This is a genomic window from Vibrio sp. KUL78 (assembly GCF_059725505.1).
The window spans coordinates 1,493,906-1,516,371 of sequence record NZ_AP045838.1; the positions used below are offsets into that span (position 1 = coordinate 1,493,906).

Genomic DNA, 22,466 nt, shown 5'->3' on the forward strand with positions numbered 1-22,466 from the left:
AATGACGGACACAGTTAATAAGACCAGGCGCTTCATGGCTTAATCGCCGCCGCAACTGGGAAATGATCTGACAGGTTGTAGTGCTTCCACAAGCTATCGTCGGTTGAGCGGGGTATATCGACTCGATTGTCATTAGAGGTTCGCTGACCAAATTCGTTACTCACCATGACGTAATCGAGGTATTCGATGTTTTCCCCACCAGATAACGCCTCGCCCGCAAAGTCATTAATACGAGGATCAAATGTCGATTCAGTGTAGCCAGAATACATTGGCTCGATGGCACTTAAATTAGCAATCATCTGTTGGTAATCATCTGGGAATTTGCGCTTGTTAACATTGAAGTCTCCGCTGTAGACCACGGTCTCGTGAGCGGGAATATTTAATGAATGCGCGAGTGCCTTCATTTGTTGAAACTGCTTTTGCCTAAATGCACGCGCTGTGTCCGTGTCAAACGAAGCGGTATGCGTAGCAAAGATATGGTATGCCTCGCCACCTTTAATGATCTCGGCATAATTGACTCCTTTGTCGGCGAAGCAGTCAGTGCCAGAGCAGTCAGGAAACACATATTGTGCCTCGTTAACGATAGAGTAGCGGCTGACGATAATGACGCCACCGTCGTAGATGTTGATGCCCTCCTTATCTAGCATCTTAGTTTGGTAAGGGTACTCTTTTGCCAACTCTCGTAGAAAGGCGTCTCGGCCACTGGCAAATACTTCTTGTAGTGCCAGCACATCATAGCCTTTGACGTAGTTGGGCAGCAGTTCGTAGCGATCGCCTATGTGTGAAGCGATAGCTGGAAGTGCCCAAATGTTGTACGTCATTAGCTTTAGGTTTTTATCGTTGCTGTCGATGGTTTCATCAACTCTTTTTGGGGTAATGGTGTAGTACAAGTCGTCGTAACGCACCGTCTTAACTGACTTAAACGCGAGCTCCGTACCGCTATCAAAGGCGTCGGTAGCTTTTCTGTGTATATCGCGATCATCTTTTAGTTCTAGATCGACATCCGCTGAAGAGACACCATATTCAATGGTGGAATTGTACCAATGTCCCTTCATCACTTGGCTGAGAGTGACGCTCTCACCCGTTGGATTAGAAACCACAGTCTCAAACTGATAGGTGTGATTGGATTTTACTCCTTCCCAGCGATTGAAACTAAGCACTGCCTTGGTCTCCCAAGGACCCAGTGTTTGCACATGTTGTTGCCATTCTTCACCGTAATTAAGCTCGGAGGTTCCCTGGTGTTGTACTTGAATGGTCAGTGGCTGAGCGGAGTTATTCGTAAGGTAGACATCGGTATCTGCAACGCTTGGTAGCGCGAGTAAGCTACCAAATAAGAAGATTAACTTGTTGTAATTCATTTTGATATCCGTGGTTTAGGGTGGAGTAATTATTCTTATTTATCTGTATGACTTGCACGTTAAATCCGTATGACAATAGTTGCTTATTGGTTGAATGTGATCATTTCAAATGACGTTGATATGCAAATGTGGGCACAAATTCACATTTTTTAAAATCCACTTTGGCGACCTAAAATTTGCTCTACTACGCTGATCGACTCATCGGAGGTCTGACAAGGAAGGCAATAATGAAACACATATCACTGCTTATTTTGTGTGCGGCAATAGCCCTCAACGCACAAGCAAAACTGTTTGGTCATCAGTCCGGGTATACACAAACCAAATACCCCATAGTCCTGGTTCATGGGCTATTTGGTTTTGATTCCTTAGCAGGTTTTGACTACTTCTATGGCATCCCGCAAACGCTAAGTAAAGATGGAGCCACAGTGTTCGTCGCGCAGATTTCAGCGACCAACAGCTCGGAAGTTCGAGGTGAGCAGTTACTTACTCAGGTAGAGAATGTACTGGCAGTCACTGGCGCGGAAAAGGTCAATCTTATTGGACATAGTCATGGTGCGCCTACTGCTAGATATGTTGCTTCGGTAGCACCGGAAATGGTGGCCTCCGTGACCAGTGTCGGTGGTGTTAACAAGGGCTCTAAAGTGGCAGATCTGGTGCGCAGTACCGTCCCTGAAGGCTCTGCTGCGGAAGCAGTTGCGGTAAAACTAGCGAGTGGGTTGACCACACTGATTGGTTTGCTCTCTGGTGGCTCCGATTTACCTCAAGACGGACTGAGCTCACTTGAAGCGCTCACAACAGAGGGGTCACTGGTTTTTAATGCCCATTATCCAGAAGGTGTACCGACTTCAACCTGCGGCGATGGTGACTGGCAAGCTGATAATGGTGTTTATTATTACTCTTGGACAGGCACCTCAACCTACACCAATGTACTCGACCCCGCCGACCCGGCAATGCTCATCTTAGGGTTAGCCTTTGATGAACCTAATGATGGTCTTGTGGGTCAATGCAGCACTCATTTAGGCAAGGTGATTGGCGATGATTATAAGATGAATCACCTTGATGAAATTAATGGTCTGCTCGGGATTCACCACTTATTTGAAACCGACCCGAAAACCTTATACCGACAGCATGCGAATCGACTTCAGGTTCAGGGGCTCTAGCCATGCGGATGGCAACCAAAGTGCTGATGTTATTGTCCGTTGTTAGCCTTGCTGTTGCGGGCGCTTGGATTTGGACTGAAACCCACGATAGCTCGGAGCTGCCAGTACAGGCCTCCTCTCAACAGGATACTCAAGTCGATGAGGGTCACTTCGTGACACCTTCGATTACTTTTTGTCTGATGCTAGTCAAACTGACGTTAAGACAATCAAGCAAAGGTTTGAACATTACAGCGACAACTCTACTGGAATGGACTCTGTACTGTTTAAGAAATTCATCCAATACAAAGCCGAATTGGCAGATCTGGGGGCAACGGAAGACTTCAATGCTCTTCATCAGCAAATCTTGGCACTTCAAGCGCGCTTTTTTACCGTTGAGGAGCAACAACGCTTATTTGCAGAAGAAAACCAAATGCGAGAGCTTGCACTTAGGCAAAAAGAGCTAAAACAGATAGCGCAGAGCCCAGAGGAGTACCAGCAGATGTGGCAGCAAGAATTAGCGCAACTCTCCCCAGAGCTACAGAAAAGCTATCACAACGCAAACTTACTGACCGCCCTGAATGAGATAAACTCTATGGATGAGCAAAGTCAGTTCTTAGTTCGCGAGTCATTAGTTGGTACTGAAGCGAGCCAAAGGTTGGCGGCATTGGATGAGAAACGGGCACAGTTTGAGCAAAGCGTTCAAAGCTATATGCTGGCGCGAGCTGAGATCATTGAGAATGAGTCATTGTCGGAGTATGACCGAGAGCAAGCCATTGCAGAACTTAGAGAGCCTTTGTTTGATAGTCGCCAGATCCGTCGAATCGAAGCGCTGGAGCGAATTTACGATCAAAACCGTGCGTTGACACCCTAACGAGGAGAGCTAATGCGGTTTAAAGCGCGCAATACCGAGGGGTACGCGCGCTTTTAAACGAGTTAAGGCTTAGCCTTTCGCCTTAAATGTGACTTGGTATTCACCAAAGCCTTCATACTGAATCGTGGTTGGCTTATCGAATGCCACTTCAACAATGCCACAGTAAGAGCCCGTGATGATCGCTTCGCCAGCTTGGAAGTCAACGCCACGACGTGTCATTGTGTTGATCAGCCAGTAGATTGGCGTTTGGGCGAGTTTATTTGGATGCTCACCCGCGAAGGTTTGTACATCGTCGCCTTGAGAAACCGCAATGTTGATATTTGCTGCATCGAACGCTTTGTCACGAGGGAGTTCAGGACCAATGAACAGACCTTGGTTGACTAGACAGTCAGCCAGCTTTTCATAGAATTCAGCGCCACTGTCGTCAGCAAAACGCGACTGCATCAACTCTAGCGCCATGTGGCAAGAGCCAATCGCGTCGTTGATCTGCTCTTCACTGTAGCCTTCAGGGTTAGCCGGTAGGGCTTTGTTCAGTACGAATGCGATCTCTGGCTCAACACGCGCCACGTTGTTGTCTGCAAAAAGCTCACAGACTTCGCCAGTCTGCACACTACCAGCAAAGATCGGCGCAACAACAAACTTATCATCTGCCAAAGGAAGCAGACACTTCCAACCACCCACTTTGTCACTGTGGATATCAATCATTGAAGATTGGATTTGCAGTGCATCGTCGAGAGTTTTCGGGCGTTGTGTCTCGTCAAGACGCGGCGCTTTAGTACCCGCCACACGGCGACCTAGCAGCTCAGAGGCAGCTTGCTTAAAAGTATTTGTCATATTATATCACCTATGTATGTTGTACTTTGATGATATCCGAATTTGCTTGACCTGAATAGGTTGTGAGATCACTGAAATCAAAAGTTTTCGCTAGGTGGAATAGAGTGAATTGTCATCGTGTGAGAAGTGTGATGCCAGTGGCTCATCGTCCACTGGCATCTAGTACGAGCTTATTGCTCAAGGCCACTGATTGGGTTAAGCGGATACAATAGTGCTGTTAGATTTTTGGACAATGATAGCTGATTCATGTCCTGGATAAAAAAGCGACTGGTCATGGAGTGTTCACCATTGTTGATGAAAATCTCTATCACTGAACGGTCAACAAACAGGCGAATAGTCTGCTGCTTCGTTGTTCTTGGTGCAAGTCGCACTAAGCCATACTTCTCGGCGTAGATGTGTGAGTTATTGCTGCGGTCCAGCTTAAATTCCTGCTCTGTCATTGCAAATAACAGAGATTCACCAGCTTCATTTTTGAGCTCAAGGGTAAAGTCTTCACTGGTCTCGAACTCGAGTTCAAACGATCGGCTGGTTAGCTCAATATCACCCGACACTTTTTGCGTCTCAGCTCTTAATTGCTTGAGGTCTTCTAGCGGCGTTTGGATAAGTTTATTGTCGCGAACACTTAACTCTCTAGGGATGGAGAGCATACCAGCCCATTGATATTTCGTCGACGGTGTATCAATTTCCGGTAAGCCAATCCAAGCAATCAGAATGCGTCTGCCGTTATCATCAAGATAGGTTTGCGGTGCGTAGAAGTCGAAACCATAATCTGGCGCTGAGACGTCTTGATGATTCTCAAGAGCAATTGTCTCTGTATTCAGTTTATCGCCCAAGATGTAGCTGACCGAGAAGATATTTTTGTAGTCGTATGGATTTTCACTACTCACCCCTTGAGGAGAAAATAGCATAATCGCCTTGCCGTCGAGCTCGAAGAAATCGGGACACTCCCACATAAATCCGAACTTATCGTAGCGGGTTTTGATAGGGCCAAGATGCTCCCAATCATTTAAGTTAGTTGAGCGATATAGGATCATCGAACCAAACAGCGTTTGGGACTGTGCCGCCACTACCATGTAATAGGTGTCGCCTTGCTTCCATACCTTAGGGTCTCTAAAGTGCTCGGTATAGTCTGAGTTTCTGACCACTACGCCTTTTTTCTCGATCTCGCCGTTTTTGCTCATTACGGCATAGCATTGAGTGGGATCTCTTACCCAGTCCTCGTCTCGCTTGTTGCCTGTGAAGAACAGCAGCAACTGCTCGTTATCAACTAAGCCTCCACCAGAATAGACACCGTGCGAGTCGTAGTCTTGATCAGGGTATAGGGCGACACCATGGTCAGTGAAGTGGACAAAGTCTTTAGTTGAAACGTGATACCAATGCTTGAGCCCATGCGTCGGACCAATCGGAAACCATTGGTAAAAAATGTGGTGTTCGCCATTGAAGTGACTTAACCCGTTTGGGTCATTGAGTAAGCCGTAAGGCGGTGCGATGTGAAAGCTTGGGTAAAACGAGTCTTGCTTTCGCTGTGCATTCAGCGCGTCAAAGTAGCCTTCAGGCATATCTTCGATGCGTTGATAGCGCTGTTCTAATGTCCAGTTCATGTGTTAATACGTGTCTCAATCAGGGTCGCCCTATAAAAGGGCGACAAACGGGGGATGGGGATTAGTCTTTTGCTAGGACAATGCGTCCCAGAATAAATGAGGTCGTAAATGAGATGGCTATTGTCGCCATATAAAGCCCTAAACCTTGTCCGATATAAGCTGGGATTGCCGGAATTAGGGTGACGCCGACTAGGCTTGGTTTGAGGCCCACGAGCATGACGAAACCACCGCCAACGGAACATCCGACTAGGTTCGCTGCCCAAAGTTTTGGGTTCTTCAAGACTACACCGTATAGCAATGGTTCACCGATACCAAATGAGGTACTCAGGATTGACGAGCCGATGGTGCCTTTGTCTTCAGAAGATTTGACTTTAAGGTAAGCGGCCACACCTGCGCCGATCATCGCCGCACCTGTTGCGGAATACATTGGGTTTAGCGGGTTACCGAGGCCTTCACCTAAGTAGTTGAACTCCAAGATGATGAAAGAGTGGTGCAAGCCCATGATAACTAAGAGCTGGTGTAATGGTGCAAAGATAAAACCGCCAATACCATAAGGCAATTCAATCACATAGGTGATGCCTGACATGATAAGAGACTGCAACTCACCAACGATTGGCCCAATCGCAAATAGTGCGACCAAGATAGAAATAGTAACGGTCAAAAATGGCGTTACGACCAACGCCAGCGCGTTAGGGACCACTTTTCGTAACGCTTGCTCTAGTTTGGCACCAAAGATACCTGTCACTAGTGCTGGCAGCACCATGCCTTGGAATCCAACAATAGAAAAGCCCAGTACCTCAAGTGCCTGTGCATCGCCAGCACCAACGGCATAAGCGTTTGGTAATTGGGGAGCAACAGTCATCAAGCCGAGTACAAAGCCGACTGAATCTGTACCACCGAGACGTTTAAAGGTTGACCAGACAACGAGAGCAGGTAAGAAAATAAACGCTGTGTCAGTGAGTATTTGTGTAATGACCAATACATTTTCAGGCAGGTCATTAAAGAATGAGTTTCTTAGACCCATTAACAGACCAGCGGCAACGATAACTGGAATAATCGGGATAAAAACGTCAGCTAAAATGCGAACAGATTTTTGTAACCAGTTCATCTTCGCATATGCTTCATCTTTCACCGATGTGCCACTGCTATTATGGCCCATTGCGGCATAGACCTTCTCAACTAAGCCTCCGCCAAGAATAATTTGGTGTTGACCGGTTTGTAGGAAGTAGCCTTTGACACCCGAGATCGATTCAATTTTTTGTTTGTCTGCTTTTGAATCGTCATTGAGGATGATGCGAAGCCTTGTTGCACAATGCTCAAGCGCTCGAATGTTTACTTTTCCACCGACTGAAGCGTAGATCTCAGCGGCCATTCTTTGTTCGTTATTCATCATTGGATTACTCGTTGCGGTATCGATACCACATTGGTTTCAAAAATTAGTGCCATCAATTGTCAGCACCATTAAAGTTAGTTAAAAACTGGTATGAATCCATATTGTGGTATCGATACCGGTTATGGGTGATGATAATTTCATCACGGCCAAAGTCAAGCCGAAAAGCTATTGGTTTTCTGGATTGAGTAGCCAAGTTTGAGCTTAGTCACGGAATTATCGTCGAGCAGCAGTCTTACCGCTTCCTCACCCGCATGTTGATAAGGGTAAGCGACTGTACTGAGTTCTGGCGTTAGAATACTTGAGGTATCGTAGCCACCGATGCCACTGATATGGATATCTTTACCGACGGTTAGACCCTTCTCATGAGCGTACTTATAAACGCCATAGGCGATGTTGTCAGTGAGACAAATTATATGGGAGGAGATAGATAACAACTCTGGCGCCCGATCATAACTACTCTGCCAACTAAAGTCGCTGTTCATATGATGAACCTTGAGCCCTTTCTGGGTGAGTGATTCATGGAAGGTATCTATGGTTGATGACAACATTTTATCCGAACTATGAGGGCCGAAAAGCACTACTGGTTGGTTTTCATAGTTTGCAGGAAACAGCGCATCACAAAACTCTGCGACTGCCTGGGTAACGTCATGGAACACGCAACTAACCTGTTCACACTCTTGTCCAAAGATCACAACAGGAACACCGAGGCTAGTAAGCACTTGCTCATAGTCGTCTGACATATTGGTGGCGATAGCGATAATGCCTTTTACGTTGCGCTCTTTGAGTTTTTGATAAGCAGCAAGCTCTTTGTCAAAATCGAGATCTGAGGTGATGATTTCTGCGTTGTAATCCAAACGATTAATGAGGTTCAATACGCCTTTAACTACATTAGAGGATGCGTAAGAATCAATCCGAGGAACGATAATACCAACGGTTTGATTGGCTTTAGTTCTTAAAGATACTGCACTGTCACTGCGTTTAAAGTTGTGCTCTTCGACGATTTTCTCTATCTTTTCGCGATTTTTTTCCGAAACATATCCCCCGTTTAGGAAACGTGAAACGGTTGATTTTGAAACGCCAGCCAGAGTGGCAATGTCATAGATAGTGAGTTTTTTCATCGTTTTATCGTTAGATTACAGAACCGCGGTATACGTTAGGGATAATTTGTCGCTTTGCCAAGTAATTCTCGTGCAAATTTCACGTTTATCACAACTGATATTGGCGCCTGTCAACTCGTTGGTCGACTTAGTTTAAGCGTAAACTCATCGCGTTTTTCACGGATGAACGCAAGAAACAGCTGTGACTTAAGTGGTAGATGGCGTTTATCTGGGTATACCAAGAGCATGGCTCGATCTTGCGGTATCCAATCGTCCAGAACAGTGACCACCTCTCCATTATTAATCCCATCTCGAAGCAATGAATAGGGGAGGTAACAAATCCCAGCATCATGCAGTGCTAACTCCTTGGTGACACTAAAATCGTCTGACACGATATCCGACGGATTATTGATCTCCACTTCCTCCCCTTTATAAGAAAATCGCCATGGCAGGAAGTAACCGTCTACATGATTTCGAATACAGGGCAACTGATAAAGGTCGAGAGGGTGGGAGGGCTTTCCATAGTGAGCGCAGAATGACTTTGACGCGGCGAGCACGTATTTCACGGGTGAGAGTGTCAATGCCACAAGGTTTGAGTCGTGCAGCGGGCCAAGGCGAAACGCAAAATCGATGCTTTGCTTGGTGAGATCCTGAAAGCGGTTCGACGACGCAAGGTTAATGCGGATCGTCGGATAACGCGCTCGAAACTCTGCCAGCATTGGTGCGAGGATATCTTGGCTTAGCGCCTTTGGTGCAGAAATCGTTAAGGTACCCACAGGCTGACTTGCCATCTCTTCGGCATCGCTATAGAGCTCAGTGACGGTATCGGCAATCAGTTGAGCCTTGGGCAGCACCTGTGTACCGAGCTCTGTTAGTGACAGTGAGCGGGTTGAGCGGTTCAGTAACTTCCCCCAAGGTCGTGTTCGAGCTGCTGAATCTTTCGACTGACCGTCGTCGTGGGGACATTCAATTGTCTTGCTGCCTCGGCAAAGCTTTTCAGTTCCACAACTTTAGCGAACAAAGGCAGCGCAGAAAGTTCTTTCATTTCAGTACGACTCTTATTATCCCAAATAAGGGATAGTAAAGTTCATTTTAACCCTCTAATCAATATTTATGGGCTTAGCTATAGTAAATCCATACCAAGGCAGCGAGCTGCTCAACGGGTAAAACTGACACAAGAACCAAGGGGTTGATGATGGAAATTTTAGTACTAGGCGCAACAGGTAACACGGGCTCAGAAGTGGTTAAACAGCTAAAAGAGGCGGGCGCCGATTTCGGTATCATGGCACGCAGCGCGGACGCCGCAAATAAGCTAGACCTTAACCCCAACCAAGTTCGCGTCAGCAACTACGATGATGTTGAGACAATGACTCAGGCTCTAGAGGGAGTGAAGAAGATTTATGTGGCGATGCCTGCTCACCCTAGTAATCAGCAGTGGATTGAGAACACGGTAGCTGCCGCAAAAGCAGCAGGTGTTGAGCTTATTGTTAAGCTTTCTGGTATGGGGGCGAAAGCGGATGCTGGCTCTGAGATCATCCGTACTCACGTTTTAACAGACGATATTGTTAAGGCGTCAGGTATTGCTTATACCATTGTTCAGCCGAACTCGTTCTTCCAAAACCTGTATGGCAGCCTGCCAACGATCAATGCGATGGGACAGTTCTTTTTACCTCTGGCGCAAGCGAAGCAGAGCGTTATTGATATTCGCGATGTAGCTGCTGTTGTCGTGACCGCATTAACTCAATCTGGACATGAAAACCAAACCTACCTTATTTCAGGTCCAGAGGCGCTGACATTTGCTGAGCAGGCGGCGATTCTGACAGAAGTTTCTGGTAAGCAGATTGACTATATCGCAGTGCCTCAAGAGGCTGCTGAGTCAGCAATGAAAGGGGCGGGTATGGATAACTGGACAGCTGAGAAACTCGCAGAAATTATGGCTTGGTTTGGAGAGGGGCACTACGCATCGGTTACCGATACGGTGGAGCGAGTGACTGGCAAAAAGCCGAGAACGTTTAGAGCGTTTGCAGAAGAGTTTTCTGCGGTGATCGAAAAATAAGCAAGAAGGAGAGCCTCGGCTCTCCTTCCTCGTTTAACAGTGATACCTTGTCGATATTAGTTGTTTGTTGCTGTTTTCACGACTTTTTCTTCCACTGAGTCATCGACAGCTTTGACGAGTAGTAAGCCAACACCCAGCACGATGGCACCACACAACACAAAGGTCATTCGTCCCCAAAGTGGGTTTGGCAAGGCAAACATTGCGATAACGCCGATACCTGATACCGCAATCAATGAGCCCAGCATTTTACGCTGTTTGTTATCCAGCTTTTTCTGCTCAGTGGAGTCGCTGACTAGTGGAGTTGCCAAGTTATTGAAGAACTTATCGACATCTTTTTGACGTTGCTCTTCAAGCGGTTTGTAGAACAATGTAGTTAAACAGAAGAACCCAGCTGTAATTACCATGTGTGCGACCAAGCCAATAGCGACTTTTGCGTCTGCCCACTCACGTTTTGTTAGCTCATTTAGACTAAACCAGGCTTCAATGTGGTCGGCGGTAATCATAAAGCCAACAATGTAAGAGACAATGGCACCAACCAATAGCGTGCCCCAGCCAGCCCAGTCAGGCGTTTTCTTGACGAAGAAACCGCAGAATGCAGGGATGGTCATCGGGAAGCTGATTAATGCGCCCACGTACATCATGGTATCAAACAGGCTTAATCCTTTTAGAGAGTTAATGAACAGCGCAATCAAAATGATGACTAAGCCAAACACGGTTGATGTTGCTTTAGAGACAAACATCAGCTCTCTTTCTGTCGCATTAGGGCGCAAGATAGGCTGGTAGAAGTTCATCACAAAGATGCCCGAGTTGCGGTTTAGGCCCGAGTCCATCGAAGACATGGTCGCAGCGAACATGGCCGCGATAAGTAGACCCACCATGCCAACAGGCATGTATTTTTCCACGAAGTATAGGTAGGCAAAGTCACCTGCCTTTTTACCTGCATCAGGGTATTGAACCGCAAGATCAACGCCTTGTCCGGCAATAAACCAAGAAGGCATAAACCAAATAACAGGACCCATGGTCATCAACACACACGCTAGTAGCGCCGCTTTTTTGGCGTTTTTCGAGTCTTTTGCTGCTAGGTAACGGTACGAGTTGAGCATGTTGTTAGTGATACTGAACTGTTTCAGGAAGATACAGAATGCCCAGATACTAAAGATGCCTAGATAGTTTAGGTTGTTACCAGAAACAAATGATGCCCCTTCTTGTACTGGGAAGTTATCGATAATTTCACCAACACCACCGCCATGAATCACCGCGACGACAGCACAGGTAATGGTTACAGCCATGATGATAACCATCTGCATGAAGTCAGAAGCGATAACCGCCCAAGAGCCGCCACTTACCGACATGACTAGCACAACGAGACCGGTTAAAACAATCGTTGTCGTCATATCAAAACCGAAGATACCCGAGGCAATGATCGCCAGACCATTTAACCAGATACCAGCGGAGATAACGCTGTTCGGCATTGAAGACCAAGTGAATACTTGCTCGTTTTTGGAGCCAAAACGCATGCGAATAGCATCGATTGGTGTAACGACACGCAGCTGGCGAAACTTAGGAGCGAAGTACAAGTAGTTCATCAGATAACCAAAAGCGTTTGCGACGAAGATGATCGCAACAGCAAAGCCATCTGAATATGCTTTGCCCGCTGCCCCGGTGAAGGTCCAGGCACTGAACTGGGTCATGAAGGCGGTAGCACCTACCATCCACCAAAGCATGTTACCGCCCCCGCGGAAGTAGTCACTGGTTGTGCTGGTAAATGTACGGAACATCCAACCGATAGCGATTAGAAAAAGAAAGTAGATGCCGACAATAAAAGTATTGAGTTCCATCTTGGGTAATCTCACGTTCGTTGATATATGTCGACATCATATCTAGAGTTGTTTTTAATTGTAGTATTATATTTTAATTGTGTGATGGTATAAAAAAATATAGAAAATTTAATATTGACGATAAGTGAATGGTGAAAATTAAAGTATATGAAAGGTTGGAATTTAATCTTTATAAAACATGCGCTTATAATTAATTAATTCAGTGGTTTGATATTGTTTATAAGAGAAATTTGTCGTGATGGAAAGAAAGTTTAGTTGCATCGAAATAAAAGGAGTTTGTAGGGATAAAACTCCTTTTATATTCTGGGTTTTATAAGTAAATATATTCTCATCAAATGAGAATATATTTACTGAAGGGTTATGAAATGAATAACTTAGTCTAGAATTACATTATTTTACGAGTTTGGAGACATACGGCACATTGCGCAGCTTATCTTGCCAAGGTAAGCCGTAACCGACGAGTAGGTCATCGTTTTCCATTTCATAAGCGTAAAGCTGAGGGAAAGGGATATCGACTCTGCCTGGCTTCACAAACAAAGTGGCAATGGACAACGTTTTTGGTTGATAGTGAGTCGACAAATACTCGACCAGACGTTTCATGGTACCGCCAGACTCAATGGCATCGTCAATGACGATAACATCTTTGCCTTCAATCTCGATATTTTGGTGATAAACGATCTCGGACTGATTGTTTCGATCGCCTGGTGTATGTGGGCATGAGATGGTATCCATTCTAACTTCAATTTCCAGCTGTCTGACTAGGTCGGCAGTAAATAAGATGCCGCCTGGTACGACAGAGATGACGACGACCTCTTCAAACTGTTGATTGATAAGCTCAGCGACTTTCTTTGTGCCAGCTTGTATCTGCGCTTCACTCAAAACGAGCTCGCCTAAATGCCGATTACGCATAGTTTTTCTCCGTTAAGCCGCGATTCCAATAATGCGGCATGTCTTTGACTATCCACATCCTAGCACTCGGTAAAGAAGCCGACGAGTGAGTTGTTACCTGCTTAGCGTAGAAATGATGAGTACTTCTCAACCTCATTCAGTGATGTTTGCTGAGTCTTTAGCGCTCCCACATTGGTGGGTTGCCTATTTTGTCGACAAGGTAATCAATGAACAGGCGAACTTTTGGGCTCAGTGCGTTCGCTTTAGGATAAACGAGCCAAATGGAGGTATTGTCCTCTACCTCGTAATCAGGCAAAACTCTCACCAGTTTTCCAGTCTTTAGCTCATGGAATACACTCCAATAGGCATTCATAGAGATACCTATCCCCGCGACGGTCGCAATGCGCATACTGGTGCCATCGTCGCAAATAAGCCGTATCTTGCTGCTATCGGGAGGGAAAGTGGCGCTATTGTTCGATTCGCTATGCAGCTTTCTCGGTTTGGCCTCTTTGAAAGCGATAATGTCATGATTGATAAGTGAGAGTGGCTCTGCTGGCATCCCTTTTCGAGACAGATAGTCGGGGGATGCGCAAAGTATGCGGCGATCATTCGCAAGCTTACGTGCGCGTAATCCGCTGTCTTTGACGGCGCTGTTTCTTAGCGCGAGATCGATGCCGTGGTCGATGATGTTTAACTCTTGATCACCCAGTTTGAGATCGATAGTGATATTCGGATATCGGTCTAGAAATTCGGGCAAGACAGGAACGATATAGAGCTGAGCAAACGTGCTTGAGACGGCAAAGCGAATGGTCCCTGACGCTTCATCCAGTTCCTTACCGATCACACTCAAAGCAGCGTCGTGTTGCTTCAATATCTCTTTCGCATACGGCAGAAACTGCTCGCCTTGAGTAGAAAGTGTAATTTTTCGCGTAGAGCGGTGGAACAAGTCGGCGCCTATCTGGTTTTCTAGTTTAGATAAGCGAGAGCTTGCTATCGCAGGAGCGAGCCCTAGCGATTTTCCCGCTGCGCTGATGTTGAGCACTTCCGCGACCTTGATAAACAGTCGCAGACTCTCTGTTTCCATAGACCTTGTTTCCTAAGTATTTGAACGCAATGACCTAGCGGTTTAGAAGCAAAGTATAGTCCAACAATTACCCGAAAATGCCGAATTCTTAATCGTGAAATGCGGCCTAATCCTTTGAGAGTTTCCTTCCTAAGGTTGTTACTGACTCCAACACAAACTCGTTCACAGGGTACCACTTGACCAGTTGGAGCAGAATAAGAGGGATAGACCATGGAATACAAAAACTTCACGACATTCTCAGTGGAAATCGACAATGGCATTGCTTGGGTAACGATTGATTACCCGCCAGTGAATGTACAAGGGCAAGAAATGTTGGCTGACTTAAGTAGCTTAGCTTTGCGCCTCGAACGCGATAGAGAGGTAAAAGTCGTGGTGTTTCAGTCGGCGAATCCAGATATTTGGGTTTGTCATTACGACACGAACTTGCTTCGCGATATGTCAATGGATACGGTACCACGAGACGAAGCTAAGCTATTGGACCTTCAAGCCGTGTTGGAGCGAATCAGTAAGTTGCCACAGGCCACCATTGCTAAGATTGAAGGCTTTGCTCGTGGCGGCGGTCATGAATTCGCACTGGCGTGCGACATGAGATTTGCTGCACGAGGTAAATACAAGTTTATGCAGATGGAAGTCGCTATGGGGATCTTGCCTTGTGGTGGTGGTGCTTCACGCATGGCTCGCCAAGTGGGCTTGGGACGCGCGCTTGAGATTATCTTGAGTGCCCGAGATTTTGATGCCGATGAAGCAGAAGCGTACGGCACCATCAACAAAGCGTTAGAGCCGGACGAGATTGGGGAGTACGTGGAAAATCTCGCGCGCCGTATTGCTCAGTTCCCAGCCGAATCCATTAACGCTTGTAAGCAGACCGTTTACGAATCTATTGATAAGCCCATCGATGATGCACTTAAGGCTGAGGCTTACTGGCTATACCAAGCGACGAGTAAAACGGCGGCGATCAAACGTTTTACCTGGGCAGATGAACAAGGGGCCCAGTTCGACCTTGAAAATCAGAAGAATTGGGAGAAATTGGTCATCGACATCCAAGACATCAAAAACGAAGATTGAAGCTGGAAAGGTAGAAAAAAAGCAGGCAGGCCGAGTGGTCTGCCTTCTCTGTTTGCTGTCCCATCCCCTATAAAACTGTGATACTTTCTTGTCTCCAACGCAGATTCATTGAATTGTTTTAGGTGTCATACATATGGAAAAAATCTATTTTGCTGGTGGCTGCTTGTGGGGAGTGCAGGAGTTTATGCGTCACTTGCCAGGTGTGATTAACACTCAAGCAGGCCGAGCCAATGGCACAACCGACAATACAAAAACCGACTACGACGGGTATGCCGAGTGTGTGTTGACCGAGTTCGACCCCGAGCAGGTTTCTGTTGAGCAGCTCATGGATTTCTTCTTTGAGATCATCGACCCGTATAGCCTTAACAAACAAGGTGAAGATGTGGGGACGAAATACCGCACTGGAGTTTACAGTGTGAATCCTAAGCATTTAAAGCGTGTGGAATTGTATATTGCAGCGCGCCCAGACGCAGAAAAAATCGTGGTTGAGGTGCTACCGCTTAGCAATTACGTCAAGAGTGATGAAGAGCATCAAGACAGGTTGACTCTGCGTCCTGACGACTATTGCCACATTCCTCAAAATCTTCTTCACAAGTACAAGCGATAGACATGCGTCGTTTTTGCTATCCAATTACTTTGGCGCGTTTCTTTGTGAAGGGTCGCGCTGAAATGCCTGAATGAGTGTATTTGGATCTAGACTTTCGCGTTGCAGTTTTGCCCCTTCCGCCCACCACACAAGCTGAGCCATGGTTCGATTCATATAACTGTCCCACTCATTCTGAGCTTCCTCGCTATTTGCAGCGCCTTCCTCGTTAAACACCTTGGCGGCGTTTGGAATATGGACCATGGCAGAAACTGGCAGACAGCCAAGCTCTGAGAGGAAAGTCCGCATCGAGACCGCAGCTCTGGCTCCGCCCCATTGACCCGCAGAGTAAGTGACGATAGCACTCGGCTTGTAAGAGAACAGTGAACTGCCGAAATGATTGAGAAGGTGCGCTAACGCAGGACTCATAGAATGATTGTATTCGGGGGAGACCATCACGTAGCCATCCGCTTCAGCGATTTTGTCGGCTAGCTGTTTCAGGTCAGCAGGAACCTGTTTGCGACTATAGGCAAACTCGGGTTTAAAAATCTCTCCAAGGTTGAGATCTAGCGGATCGATGATTTCTACGCCGTGTTCTGGATAGACTCTTTTCAAAAGTGATTCGCATGCAAGACTCACTCTGGCGCCAAGCCGAGCAGGGCGAGGCGGTGTACTCTCACGAACAGATCCAAGAAAGACCAAGAACTTCATATTGTCGACTCCATGCGGTTAAAAATTTCAGTGACCTCAAAGCATAAACAGATATCGAGGGCATTCAAAGCGCGTTTTAGAACATGCTTAGGATCCACATCCGAAAAACTGTGACCGCTCTCTTGAACTGAGTTAGCACTATCAATAAATGTGCAGGACATGATCACAAATTCTATCGCTTCTCATTGTTCTTGAGGCTAATCTGTCGATAATCATCATCAAAAGTTAACGTTAACATTTTGGCGTTCATGAGAAGAGATTGCCTGGTCTCTTTTATTTTTGGATACAAAAGTTAACGTTAACATTATTGTCTGCATTAGACGTTGAAGCTAATCTTATTAGATGCCCTACGAGAGGTTGCCATGAATCTTGGTAAGAACAGAAACTTTATACTCCTCAGCGCCACGCTGTTTTTCTTCTTTGTCACTTGGTCATTTTGGTTTTCATTATTTCCAATTTGGCTGAGTCAGCATCTGGGACTGGATGGTGCTAATACCGGCATCATTTACTCGCTAAACGCCATTGGCGCACTGTGTTTGCAGCCGATTTATGGCTACATTCAGGACCGCCTTGGTCTGAAAAAACACTTGATGTGGTTCATTGCTGCACTCCTTGTGTTTGTTGGCCCGTTTATCATCTTTATCTATGGTCCATTGCTGCAAGCCAATATCTTCATGGGCGCGGCAGCCGGTGCTGTTTATCTTGGTGCTGCCTTCTTTGCTGGTGTCGGAGCCATTGAGACTTATGTAGAGCGCGTTGGACGTGTGTCTAACTACGAGTTTGGTAAAGCACGTATGTGGGGTTCATTAGGTTGGGCATTCGCGACCTTTTTTGCTGGCACTTTTATCAACATCAACCCCAATATCAACTTCTGGTTAGCCTCTCTATCTGCGGTTATTGCTGCGATCATGATTATGCTGGTTAAGTTTGATGACACCTCTTCACAGCAAGATGTCGAAACTAACCCTGTAAAAGTGACTGACCTGTTTGCGCTGGTGAAAATGCCTCGCTTCCACGCTTTTGCACTGTACATCTTCGGCTGTGCCTGTATCTACGGTGTGTATGATCAACAGTTTGCTATCTACTTCTCTTCGCAGTTCCCGACCGTAGAAGAAGGTAACCGTATGTTTGGGTACTTAAACTCTCTGCAGGTGTTCCTTGAAGCCGGCGGTATGTTCTTAGCGCCATTTTTTGTAAACCGTGTCGGCGCTAAGAACTCGTTGGTTATCGCGGGCTTTATCATGGCTACCCGTATCATTGGTTCAGGTCTTGTCGATGGTCCAATCGGTATCTCAGCGATGAAGCTTCTCCACGCGGTTGAGCTACCCATTCTTCTCATTGCAGTATTCAAGTACTTCAGTAAGAACTTTGATACTCGCCTAGCATCGACTTTGTACTTGTTTGGCTTCCAGTTTGTGATTCAAGTGTTCACTAGCATCTTGTCTCCGCTGGTTGGTTTGTCTTACGACGTCATGGGCTTCCAACAAACGTATCTCATCTTGGGTTGTGTTGTCGCTGTCTTCGCCACTGTGTCTATCTTCACTCTGGTCAGCGACAAAGTACCGTCAGTGAATGTCGACGAGAACACCCAATCAAAGTCCGGTGACCAGTCTCTAGCCACCGCATAATTCATTCTTTTCTTATTTTCCCCTCTCTCGTAGAGAGAGGGTCTATGCAAATTTCGGAGTTTTTCATGATCAATGATACGACTAAAGCGAATCAGACCTTAGCGACAGAATCGGCAACGTTGAAGTGCCATCATCGTCCTGGCTTTCACATTGCTGCGCCTGCTGGGTGGATTAATGATCCGAATGGACTCTGCTTTCACAACGGACTGTACCACGCCTTCTACCAACATCACCCATACTCATCAGACTGGGGGCCAATGCACTGGGGCCATGTGACCTCAAAAGACATGGTTCATTGGGAGCACCAGCCTGTTGCTTTAGCTCCAGGAGACGAGGGCACCTGTTTCTCGGGCTCTGCTGTAACTGATGGCGATACGCTCGCGCTGCTTTATACCGGTCATTCTTGGCTGGGTGAAGAGGGCGATGACACAAAAATGAAGCAAATTCAGTGTCTAGCGACGAGTCAGGATGGTATTCACTTTGAGAAGCAAGGTATTGTGATTCCTGATGCACCAAAAGCCGATATGGTGCACTTTCGTGACCCTAAGGTGTGGAAGGAAGACGGTCTCTGGCATATGGTCGTGGGCATGAAAGATGGAGACCAAGGCCAAATTGGTTACTATCAGTCTGACGATCTGCGCCATTGGAACTACAAAGGTGTTATGGCAGAAGCGAAAGAGGGCATTGGTTACATGTGGGAGTGTCCAGATTTCTTTGCTCTGGATGACAAACGCGTTCTAATCTGTTCGCCAATGGGCATGGAAGCCGATGGTTATAATAATCTGAACTTCCATCAAAACGGTTACATGGTTGGTGACCTCGACAAAGAGCGAGGTCGCTTTACCTTTGATAAATTTGTTGAGCTAGACTTCGGTCACGATTTCTATGCATGTCAGACATTTGATGCCGAAGATGGTCGCAAGGTGGCGATGGCGTGGATGGATATGTGGCACAGTGAGATGCCAACCAAAGCGCGAGGCTGGTGTGGTGCATTGACACTGCCACGCGAGCTTAAGCTGGATGAAGAAGGCAAGATCTGGCAAACACCTGTCAAAGAGCTTGAAGACCTGAGAGTAGAGCAGTTTGACACGTCCGCGCTTCGCAAAGTAGATAGCCAAGTACTAGAAACTGGCATTCGCGGCGACTTGCTTGAAGTCAAAGCGCGCTTTTCTCTTGCTGGTGCGACGGCAGAACGCTTTGGCTTTATGCTGCGTGTCGGAGATGGGCCATTTGAGCGTACATTAGTGGGATATGACCGAATGGCGAAGCGTGCATTTCTTGATAGAACGTTATCGGGAGAAGCGGTGACAGGTGTGCGCAGTATTGATATTGATACCACTAATAACTCGGTAGATATTCACCTGTTCCTAGACCGCTCCTCGGTAGAAGTGTTTTTGAACGAGGGCGAGCAGGTGATCACAAGTCGTATTTATCCATCTGAATCGAGTCTAGATTTCCAACTGTTTGCAGAGAACGGAGTGGTGGAACTAGAAGCTCTCGATGTTTGGCAGCTAAAGGATATTTGGAAGTAAGAGATAAAAACAGGGAGCTTTGCTCCCTGTTTTGCTCTTTGTTTTTATATGGATTCTCGTTCAATTAACGGACACGGTAGCTTAATCAAACCTGTCTCTTTTCGTTTTTCAATGATGTGCAGCGCAGCTTGGCGACCTAACTCGTGATGGGGCAACTCTATGGTGGTTAAGCCTGGCACGAAAAGATCAGCGATTTCGTCCATGTTGTCATACCCAAGTATTGCGACATCTTCTGGTATCGCCTTTCCGATACGGTGCAGGTGCATATATGCCACCAAGGCAACGCGGTCATTGCCACAGACAATGCAATCAAAGTCGTAGTTTTCTGCTAATGCATTATCAATAATGGTGATGGTGTCGTGGTAGTCGCACGGGTCATTCATATAGCGCCAGCGATAGATCTCTAAATCGGGTACTGCTTGCTGAATTCCTTGTTGACGTAATGTCACTGCGGGTAGGGATTGGTTGAGCATGATAAACAGCGGCTTTTTATATCCCTTGGCAAGTAGATGTTGGATACCATGGAATTGGCCTAACTGATCGTCGGGGACATAACTTGGTATGCTTGAGTCTTTTGTAAAACAGTTGGCAAGTACCAGTGGCAGTTCTTTGAGGCGTTCCGGTACCACGACTTCGCGTAAACCCATGGTAGCAAACACAATTCCGGTTGGTTTGTGAGATAGAATTCGGTCCACGGTTTCATCGCTAGGGGCTGCGTCAAAGGTGTTGAAAATCAGCGAGTTCCAGCCTTGTGCCAGTGCAGTTTGCTCAATAGAGTGGTTGATGCCGACGGAGAATGGTGTCGTGGCGACTTCGAGTGCTAGTACACCTATGGTTGTGTCTTGATAACCTTGAACTCCCTTCGCGCGCATTTTTTTGGCTGAGTGATCAGGCGTGTAGTTGAGGGTCTTTATTGCCTCATTGACACGTCTTAGGGTATCGGGCTTGACCTTCTCGGGAGAGTTGATAGCACGAGATACCGTCATCCACGATACACCTGCTAGCTTTGAAACGTCTTTGATTGATGCCATTGGGTTCTTTATTCAATACGCGAGCCCTAGAGTATAACGAGTTCTAGGGCTGCGGTTAAATGCTTTGGCAAGCCAAATTGCCAATAACTGTGACCTCAGCGCTAAGCTTTCACTAGATTATCAGTCACAAACGTGCGGTTTCGTACTACGAGCCACAACACGCCTCCCACAATACCGATACACAGCTGAATCATTCCTAAGTTGGCAATTAACGACTCTGGTCGGATTGAGACAAGAACCATTCCGATAGACCCGCAGATCATGGCGAAGAACTGAATCAGGGCGACCGCAGAGCCGGTGTCTTTGTCTTGTTGGTCGAGCATTAGATTGGTTGCCGGTACGCGCATCATGATCACCATGAGTGTTGCAGGTGCGGCAAGCAAGGCGAATGCCCATGGCGAAGTGTCACCAAAAGTGAGTGTCATTACACCTACCGCGACTAACACTGCAAAGCACCCAGAGATAACGTTCTGCACTGCAATGTGACGAGACAGCTTCATATAGATAGTTGGTCCAAAAGACGCGACGATGGCATTAAATGAGAAGAAGTAGCTAAATTGCTGTTCTGTCAAACCAAAGCCATTAATGTAGATATAAGAGCCTGCCGCGAGAAAGCCCATGAGCGCCATTGGTGCGATAGAGAAAATGCACAATAGAATTACAAAACGCGGGTTTCTAATCACCACACCAAGGCGGGTCCAGGAGCGGACTAATGAGCCTGTGTAACGAGTCTCGAGTGTTTCTTTATAGCAAAATGCTAGGATAGAGGCGCAGGCACCAAAGACAGCAAGGGTGACGAACATCATGCGCCACGAGGCAATTTGCAGCAAAAATGCACCGAGTACGGGAGCGACCATAGGTGCAATGATAACCAGCGACATGATGGTGGCCATAATCCGCTCACGCTCGCGTCCGTCAAATAGGTCTTTGACTACGGATGTCGAGACAACGGTAATGGCACTACCCGCAAATGCTTGTAGGACGCGAGCTGCAATAAGATGCTCGATATCATTGGACATTGCACAGGCAATGCTCGCTAGCATATAGCCGCCAATACCGGTTAGTAATATGGGTTTTCGCCCAAACTTTTCACTCAGCGGTCCCCAGAAAAGTAGACCAAGCGCATAGGTAACGAAATAGCTGCTTAGCGTCAGGTTAACCATGGATTCTGTGGTATCAAAGATGTCCACCATGGTCGGCAAGGCTGGCAAATAGAGGTCAATCGTCAATGGCGGGAATGCACTAATAATGACGAGAAAAAATAGCGTGCCTTTTTGCCCGAGGATGGGTTGGGTTTGTTTCAAGTTGTTCTCCTATAAACCGGGTTAGTAGCTCAGGTTGCTGTTGACGCGTTCTAATAACACTTTGAGAGTGTCCGCTTCGTCGTCAGAAAATCCCGTGAGCATTTCTGTCATCATTTCCATTTCAACTTGGTCGAGTCGTTTGAGCAGTTTTTCCCCTTTCTCACTCAGAGTAAGCTGAACCGAGCGTCGATCGCTTGGGCTACTTTCTTTAATGATCAAGTCTTGTCTATGCAGCCTTGCAATGATTCTGGCGATCTGTGCTTTGTCACGATTCATAGATTCCACTAAGGCTTGTTGAGAGGCTTCGCCAAGGGCACGAATATCAGACATTGCCTTGTGTTCTAGTGGAGAAAACTCGACTTTTTGTCTTGTGACTTCCGCAATCATCTTTCCACGGGTTTTCATTCTTATCTCGCGTAGCGCGTGATTGATGGCTCGATAATCTGTCATGGT

The 22,466-nt window shown here is 46.6% G+C and carries 21 protein-coding genes; 7 read left to right on the forward strand and 14 right to left on the reverse strand.

Annotation, left to right across the window (positions count from 1 at the left end; translation table 11 throughout):
- Positions 1 to 32 precede the first annotated feature (32 nt).
- A complete protein-coding gene (locus tag AC6I8Y_RS23170) occupies positions 33 to 1,358 on the reverse strand; it encodes a sphingomyelin phosphodiesterase (RefSeq protein ID WP_498021858.1) in 1,326 nt (441 codons plus the stop codon).
- Positions 1,359 to 1,585: 227 nt separating this feature from the next.
- On the opposite strand from AC6I8Y_RS23170, the gene AC6I8Y_RS23175 reads away from it, so the two are divergent.
- Positions 1,586 to 2,518 carry a lipase family alpha/beta hydrolase gene (locus tag AC6I8Y_RS23175; protein ID WP_498021859.1) on the forward strand — a complete coding sequence of 311 codons (933 nt, stop codon included), beginning with the start codon at positions 1,586 to 1,588 and terminating at the stop codon, positions 2,516 to 2,518.
- Positions 2,519 to 2,690: 172 nt separating this feature from the next.
- Entirely contained in the window at positions 2,691 to 3,368 is a 678-nt protein-coding gene (locus tag AC6I8Y_RS23180; RefSeq protein WP_498021861.1) for a lipase secretion chaperone, read from the forward strand.
- 69 nt (positions 3,369 to 3,437) lie between these two features.
- On the opposite strand, the gene AC6I8Y_RS23185 is transcribed toward AC6I8Y_RS23180, so the two are convergent.
- The 6 genes from AC6I8Y_RS23185 to AC6I8Y_RS23210 form a co-directional block, all read right to left on the reverse strand.
- Positions 3,438 to 4,202: a hydratase gene (locus AC6I8Y_RS23185; RefSeq protein ID WP_252016074.1), complete on the reverse strand. Its 765-nt coding sequence runs from the start codon at positions 4,200 to 4,202 to the stop codon at positions 3,438 to 3,440.
- 170 nt (positions 4,203 to 4,372) lie between these two features.
- Positions 4,373 to 5,803 (reverse strand): sucrose-6-phosphate hydrolase, encoded by a 1,431-nt coding sequence (locus AC6I8Y_RS23190; protein WP_498021863.1) that lies wholly within the window; start codon positions 5,801 to 5,803, stop codon positions 4,373 to 4,375.
- Between the two features lie 61 nt (positions 5,804 to 5,864).
- Complete coding sequence (locus AC6I8Y_RS23195) at positions 5,865 to 7,196, reverse strand: PTS transporter subunit EIIC (RefSeq protein WP_498021864.1); 1,332 nt, start codon at positions 7,194 to 7,196, stop codon at positions 5,865 to 5,867.
- A gap of 152 nt (positions 7,197 to 7,348) precedes the next feature.
- Positions 7,349 to 8,314, reverse strand: coding sequence for a LacI family DNA-binding transcriptional regulator (locus AC6I8Y_RS23200; RefSeq protein WP_498021866.1), 966 nt, complete (start codon positions 8,312 to 8,314; stop codon positions 7,349 to 7,351).
- A gap of 110 nt (positions 8,315 to 8,424) precedes the next feature.
- A complete protein-coding gene (locus AC6I8Y_RS23205) occupies positions 8,425 to 9,147 on the reverse strand; it encodes a substrate binding domain-containing protein (protein ID WP_498021868.1) in 723 nt (240 codons plus the stop codon).
- 44 nt (positions 9,148 to 9,191) lie between these two features.
- Entirely contained in the window at positions 9,192 to 9,338 is a 147-nt protein-coding gene (locus AC6I8Y_RS23210; protein WP_498021870.1) for a helix-turn-helix domain-containing protein, read from the reverse strand.
- Between the two features lie 147 nt (positions 9,339 to 9,485).
- Between AC6I8Y_RS23210 and AC6I8Y_RS23215 the strand changes: the two genes are divergently transcribed.
- A complete protein-coding gene (locus AC6I8Y_RS23215; RefSeq protein WP_498021872.1) occupies positions 9,486 to 10,349 on the forward strand; it encodes an SDR family oxidoreductase in 864 nt (287 codons plus the stop codon).
- A 56-nt stretch (positions 10,350 to 10,405) separates the two neighbouring features.
- Here AC6I8Y_RS23215 and AC6I8Y_RS23220 read toward each other — a convergent pair whose 3' ends face one another.
- The 3 genes from AC6I8Y_RS23220 to AC6I8Y_RS23230 form a co-directional block, all read right to left on the reverse strand.
- The gene (locus AC6I8Y_RS23220; protein WP_394149852.1) at positions 10,406 to 12,187 is read right to left on the reverse strand and encodes a sodium:solute symporter family transporter; all 1,782 of its coding nucleotides are present in this window, start codon (positions 12,185 to 12,187) and stop codon (positions 10,406 to 10,408) included.
- Between the two features lie 390 nt (positions 12,188 to 12,577).
- Positions 12,578 to 13,096, reverse strand: coding sequence for a phosphoribosyltransferase (locus AC6I8Y_RS23225; RefSeq protein WP_498021874.1), 519 nt, complete (start codon positions 13,094 to 13,096; stop codon positions 12,578 to 12,580).
- 157 nt (positions 13,097 to 13,253) lie between these two features.
- A complete protein-coding gene (locus AC6I8Y_RS23230; protein ID WP_498021876.1) occupies positions 13,254 to 14,159 on the reverse strand; it encodes a LysR family transcriptional regulator in 906 nt (301 codons plus the stop codon).
- A 210-nt stretch (positions 14,160 to 14,369) separates the two neighbouring features.
- On the opposite strand from AC6I8Y_RS23230, the gene AC6I8Y_RS23235 reads away from it, so the two are divergent.
- Positions 14,370 to 15,224: an enoyl-CoA hydratase/isomerase family protein gene (locus tag AC6I8Y_RS23235; RefSeq protein WP_042474788.1), complete on the forward strand. Its 855-nt coding sequence runs from the start codon at positions 14,370 to 14,372 to the stop codon at positions 15,222 to 15,224.
- Positions 15,225 to 15,357: 133 nt separating this feature from the next.
- Positions 15,358 to 15,831 carry a peptide-methionine (S)-S-oxide reductase gene (locus tag AC6I8Y_RS23240; protein WP_394149856.1) on the forward strand — a complete coding sequence of 158 codons (474 nt, stop codon included), beginning with the start codon at positions 15,358 to 15,360 and terminating at the stop codon, positions 15,829 to 15,831.
- Between the two features lie 24 nt (positions 15,832 to 15,855).
- On the opposite strand, the gene AC6I8Y_RS23245 is transcribed toward AC6I8Y_RS23240, so the two are convergent.
- Positions 15,856 to 16,518, reverse strand: a complete 663-nt coding sequence (locus AC6I8Y_RS23245) for an NADPH-dependent FMN reductase (protein ID WP_498021878.1) — start codon at positions 16,516 to 16,518, stop codon at positions 15,856 to 15,858.
- Between the two features lie 362 nt (positions 16,519 to 16,880).
- On the opposite strand from AC6I8Y_RS23245, the gene AC6I8Y_RS23250 reads away from it, so the two are divergent.
- Together AC6I8Y_RS23250 and AC6I8Y_RS23255 are read left to right on the forward strand one after the other, a co-directional pair.
- A complete protein-coding gene (locus AC6I8Y_RS23250; RefSeq protein WP_394149859.1) occupies positions 16,881 to 18,146 on the forward strand; it encodes an MFS transporter in 1,266 nt (421 codons plus the stop codon).
- A 65-nt stretch (positions 18,147 to 18,211) separates the two neighbouring features.
- Positions 18,212 to 19,678 carry a glycoside hydrolase family 32 protein gene (locus tag AC6I8Y_RS23255; protein WP_498021880.1) on the forward strand — a complete coding sequence of 489 codons (1,467 nt, stop codon included), beginning with the start codon at positions 18,212 to 18,214 and terminating at the stop codon, positions 19,676 to 19,678.
- A gap of 44 nt (positions 19,679 to 19,722) precedes the next feature.
- Here AC6I8Y_RS23255 and AC6I8Y_RS23260 read toward each other — a convergent pair whose 3' ends face one another.
- The 3 genes from AC6I8Y_RS23260 to AC6I8Y_RS23270 form a co-directional block, all read right to left on the reverse strand.
- Positions 19,723 to 20,709, reverse strand: coding sequence for a LacI family DNA-binding transcriptional regulator (locus tag AC6I8Y_RS23260; protein WP_498021882.1), 987 nt, complete (start codon positions 20,707 to 20,709; stop codon positions 19,723 to 19,725).
- Between the two features lie 101 nt (positions 20,710 to 20,810).
- Complete coding sequence (locus tag AC6I8Y_RS23265; protein ID WP_234497503.1) at positions 20,811 to 22,013, reverse strand: multidrug effflux MFS transporter; 1,203 nt, start codon at positions 22,011 to 22,013, stop codon at positions 20,811 to 20,813.
- Positions 22,014 to 22,034: 21 nt separating this feature from the next.
- Complete coding sequence (locus tag AC6I8Y_RS23270; protein WP_498021885.1) at positions 22,035 to 22,463, reverse strand: MarR family winged helix-turn-helix transcriptional regulator; 429 nt, start codon at positions 22,461 to 22,463, stop codon at positions 22,035 to 22,037.
- Between the last annotated feature and the right edge of the window lie 3 nt (positions 22,464 to 22,466).

Excerpts from the sequence above, each read along its gene's own strand:
- AC6I8Y_RS23170 (WP_498021858.1), bottom strand. The coding sequence starts at position 1,358 with ATGAATTACAACAAGTTAATCTTCTTATTTGGTAGCTTACTCGCGCTA.
- AC6I8Y_RS23175 (WP_498021859.1), top strand. The coding sequence starts at position 1,586 with ATGAAACACATATCACTGCTTATTTTGTGTGCGGCAATAGCCCTCAAC.
- AC6I8Y_RS23185 (WP_252016074.1), bottom strand. The coding sequence starts at position 4,202 with ATGACAAATACTTTTAAGCAAGCTGCCTCTGAGCTGCTAGGTCGCCGT.
- AC6I8Y_RS23190 (WP_498021863.1), bottom strand. The coding sequence starts at position 5,803 with ATGAACTGGACATTAGAACAGCGCTATCAACGCATCGAAGATATGCCT.
- AC6I8Y_RS23195 (WP_498021864.1), bottom strand. The coding sequence starts at position 7,196 with ATGATGAATAACGAACAAAGAATGGCCGCTGAGATCTACGCTTCAGTC.
- AC6I8Y_RS23200 (WP_498021866.1), bottom strand. The coding sequence starts at position 8,314 with ATGAAAAAACTCACTATCTATGACATTGCCACTCTGGCTGGCGTTTCA.
- AC6I8Y_RS23210 (WP_498021870.1), bottom strand. The coding sequence starts at position 9,338 with ATGAAAGAACTTTCTGCGCTGCCTTTGTTCGCTAAAGTTGTGGAACTG.
- AC6I8Y_RS23215 (WP_498021872.1), top strand. The coding sequence starts at position 9,486 with ATGATGGAAATTTTAGTACTAGGCGCAACAGGTAACACGGGCTCAGAA.
- AC6I8Y_RS23220 (WP_394149852.1), bottom strand. The coding sequence starts at position 12,187 with ATGGAACTCAATACTTTTATTGTCGGCATCTACTTTCTTTTTCTAATC.
- AC6I8Y_RS23225 (WP_498021874.1), bottom strand. The coding sequence starts at position 13,096 with ATGCGTAATCGGCATTTAGGCGAGCTCGTTTTGAGTGAAGCGCAGATA.
- AC6I8Y_RS23230 (WP_498021876.1), bottom strand. The coding sequence starts at position 14,159 with ATGGAAACAGAGAGTCTGCGACTGTTTATCAAGGTCGCGGAAGTGCTC.
- AC6I8Y_RS23235 (WP_042474788.1), top strand. The coding sequence starts at position 14,370 with ATGGAATACAAAAACTTCACGACATTCTCAGTGGAAATCGACAATGGC.
- AC6I8Y_RS23240 (WP_394149856.1), top strand. The coding sequence starts at position 15,358 with ATGGAAAAAATCTATTTTGCTGGTGGCTGCTTGTGGGGAGTGCAGGAG.
- AC6I8Y_RS23245 (WP_498021878.1), bottom strand. The coding sequence starts at position 16,518 with ATGAAGTTCTTGGTCTTTCTTGGATCTGTTCGTGAGAGTACACCGCCT.
- AC6I8Y_RS23250 (WP_394149859.1), top strand. The coding sequence starts at position 16,881 with ATGAATCTTGGTAAGAACAGAAACTTTATACTCCTCAGCGCCACGCTG.
- AC6I8Y_RS23255 (WP_498021880.1), top strand. The coding sequence starts at position 18,212 with ATGATCAATGATACGACTAAAGCGAATCAGACCTTAGCGACAGAATCG.
- AC6I8Y_RS23260 (WP_498021882.1), bottom strand. The coding sequence starts at position 20,709 with ATGGCATCAATCAAAGACGTTTCAAAGCTAGCAGGTGTATCGTGGATG.
- AC6I8Y_RS23270 (WP_498021885.1), bottom strand. The coding sequence starts at position 22,463 with ATGACAGATTATCGAGCCATCAATCACGCGCTACGCGAGATAAGAATG.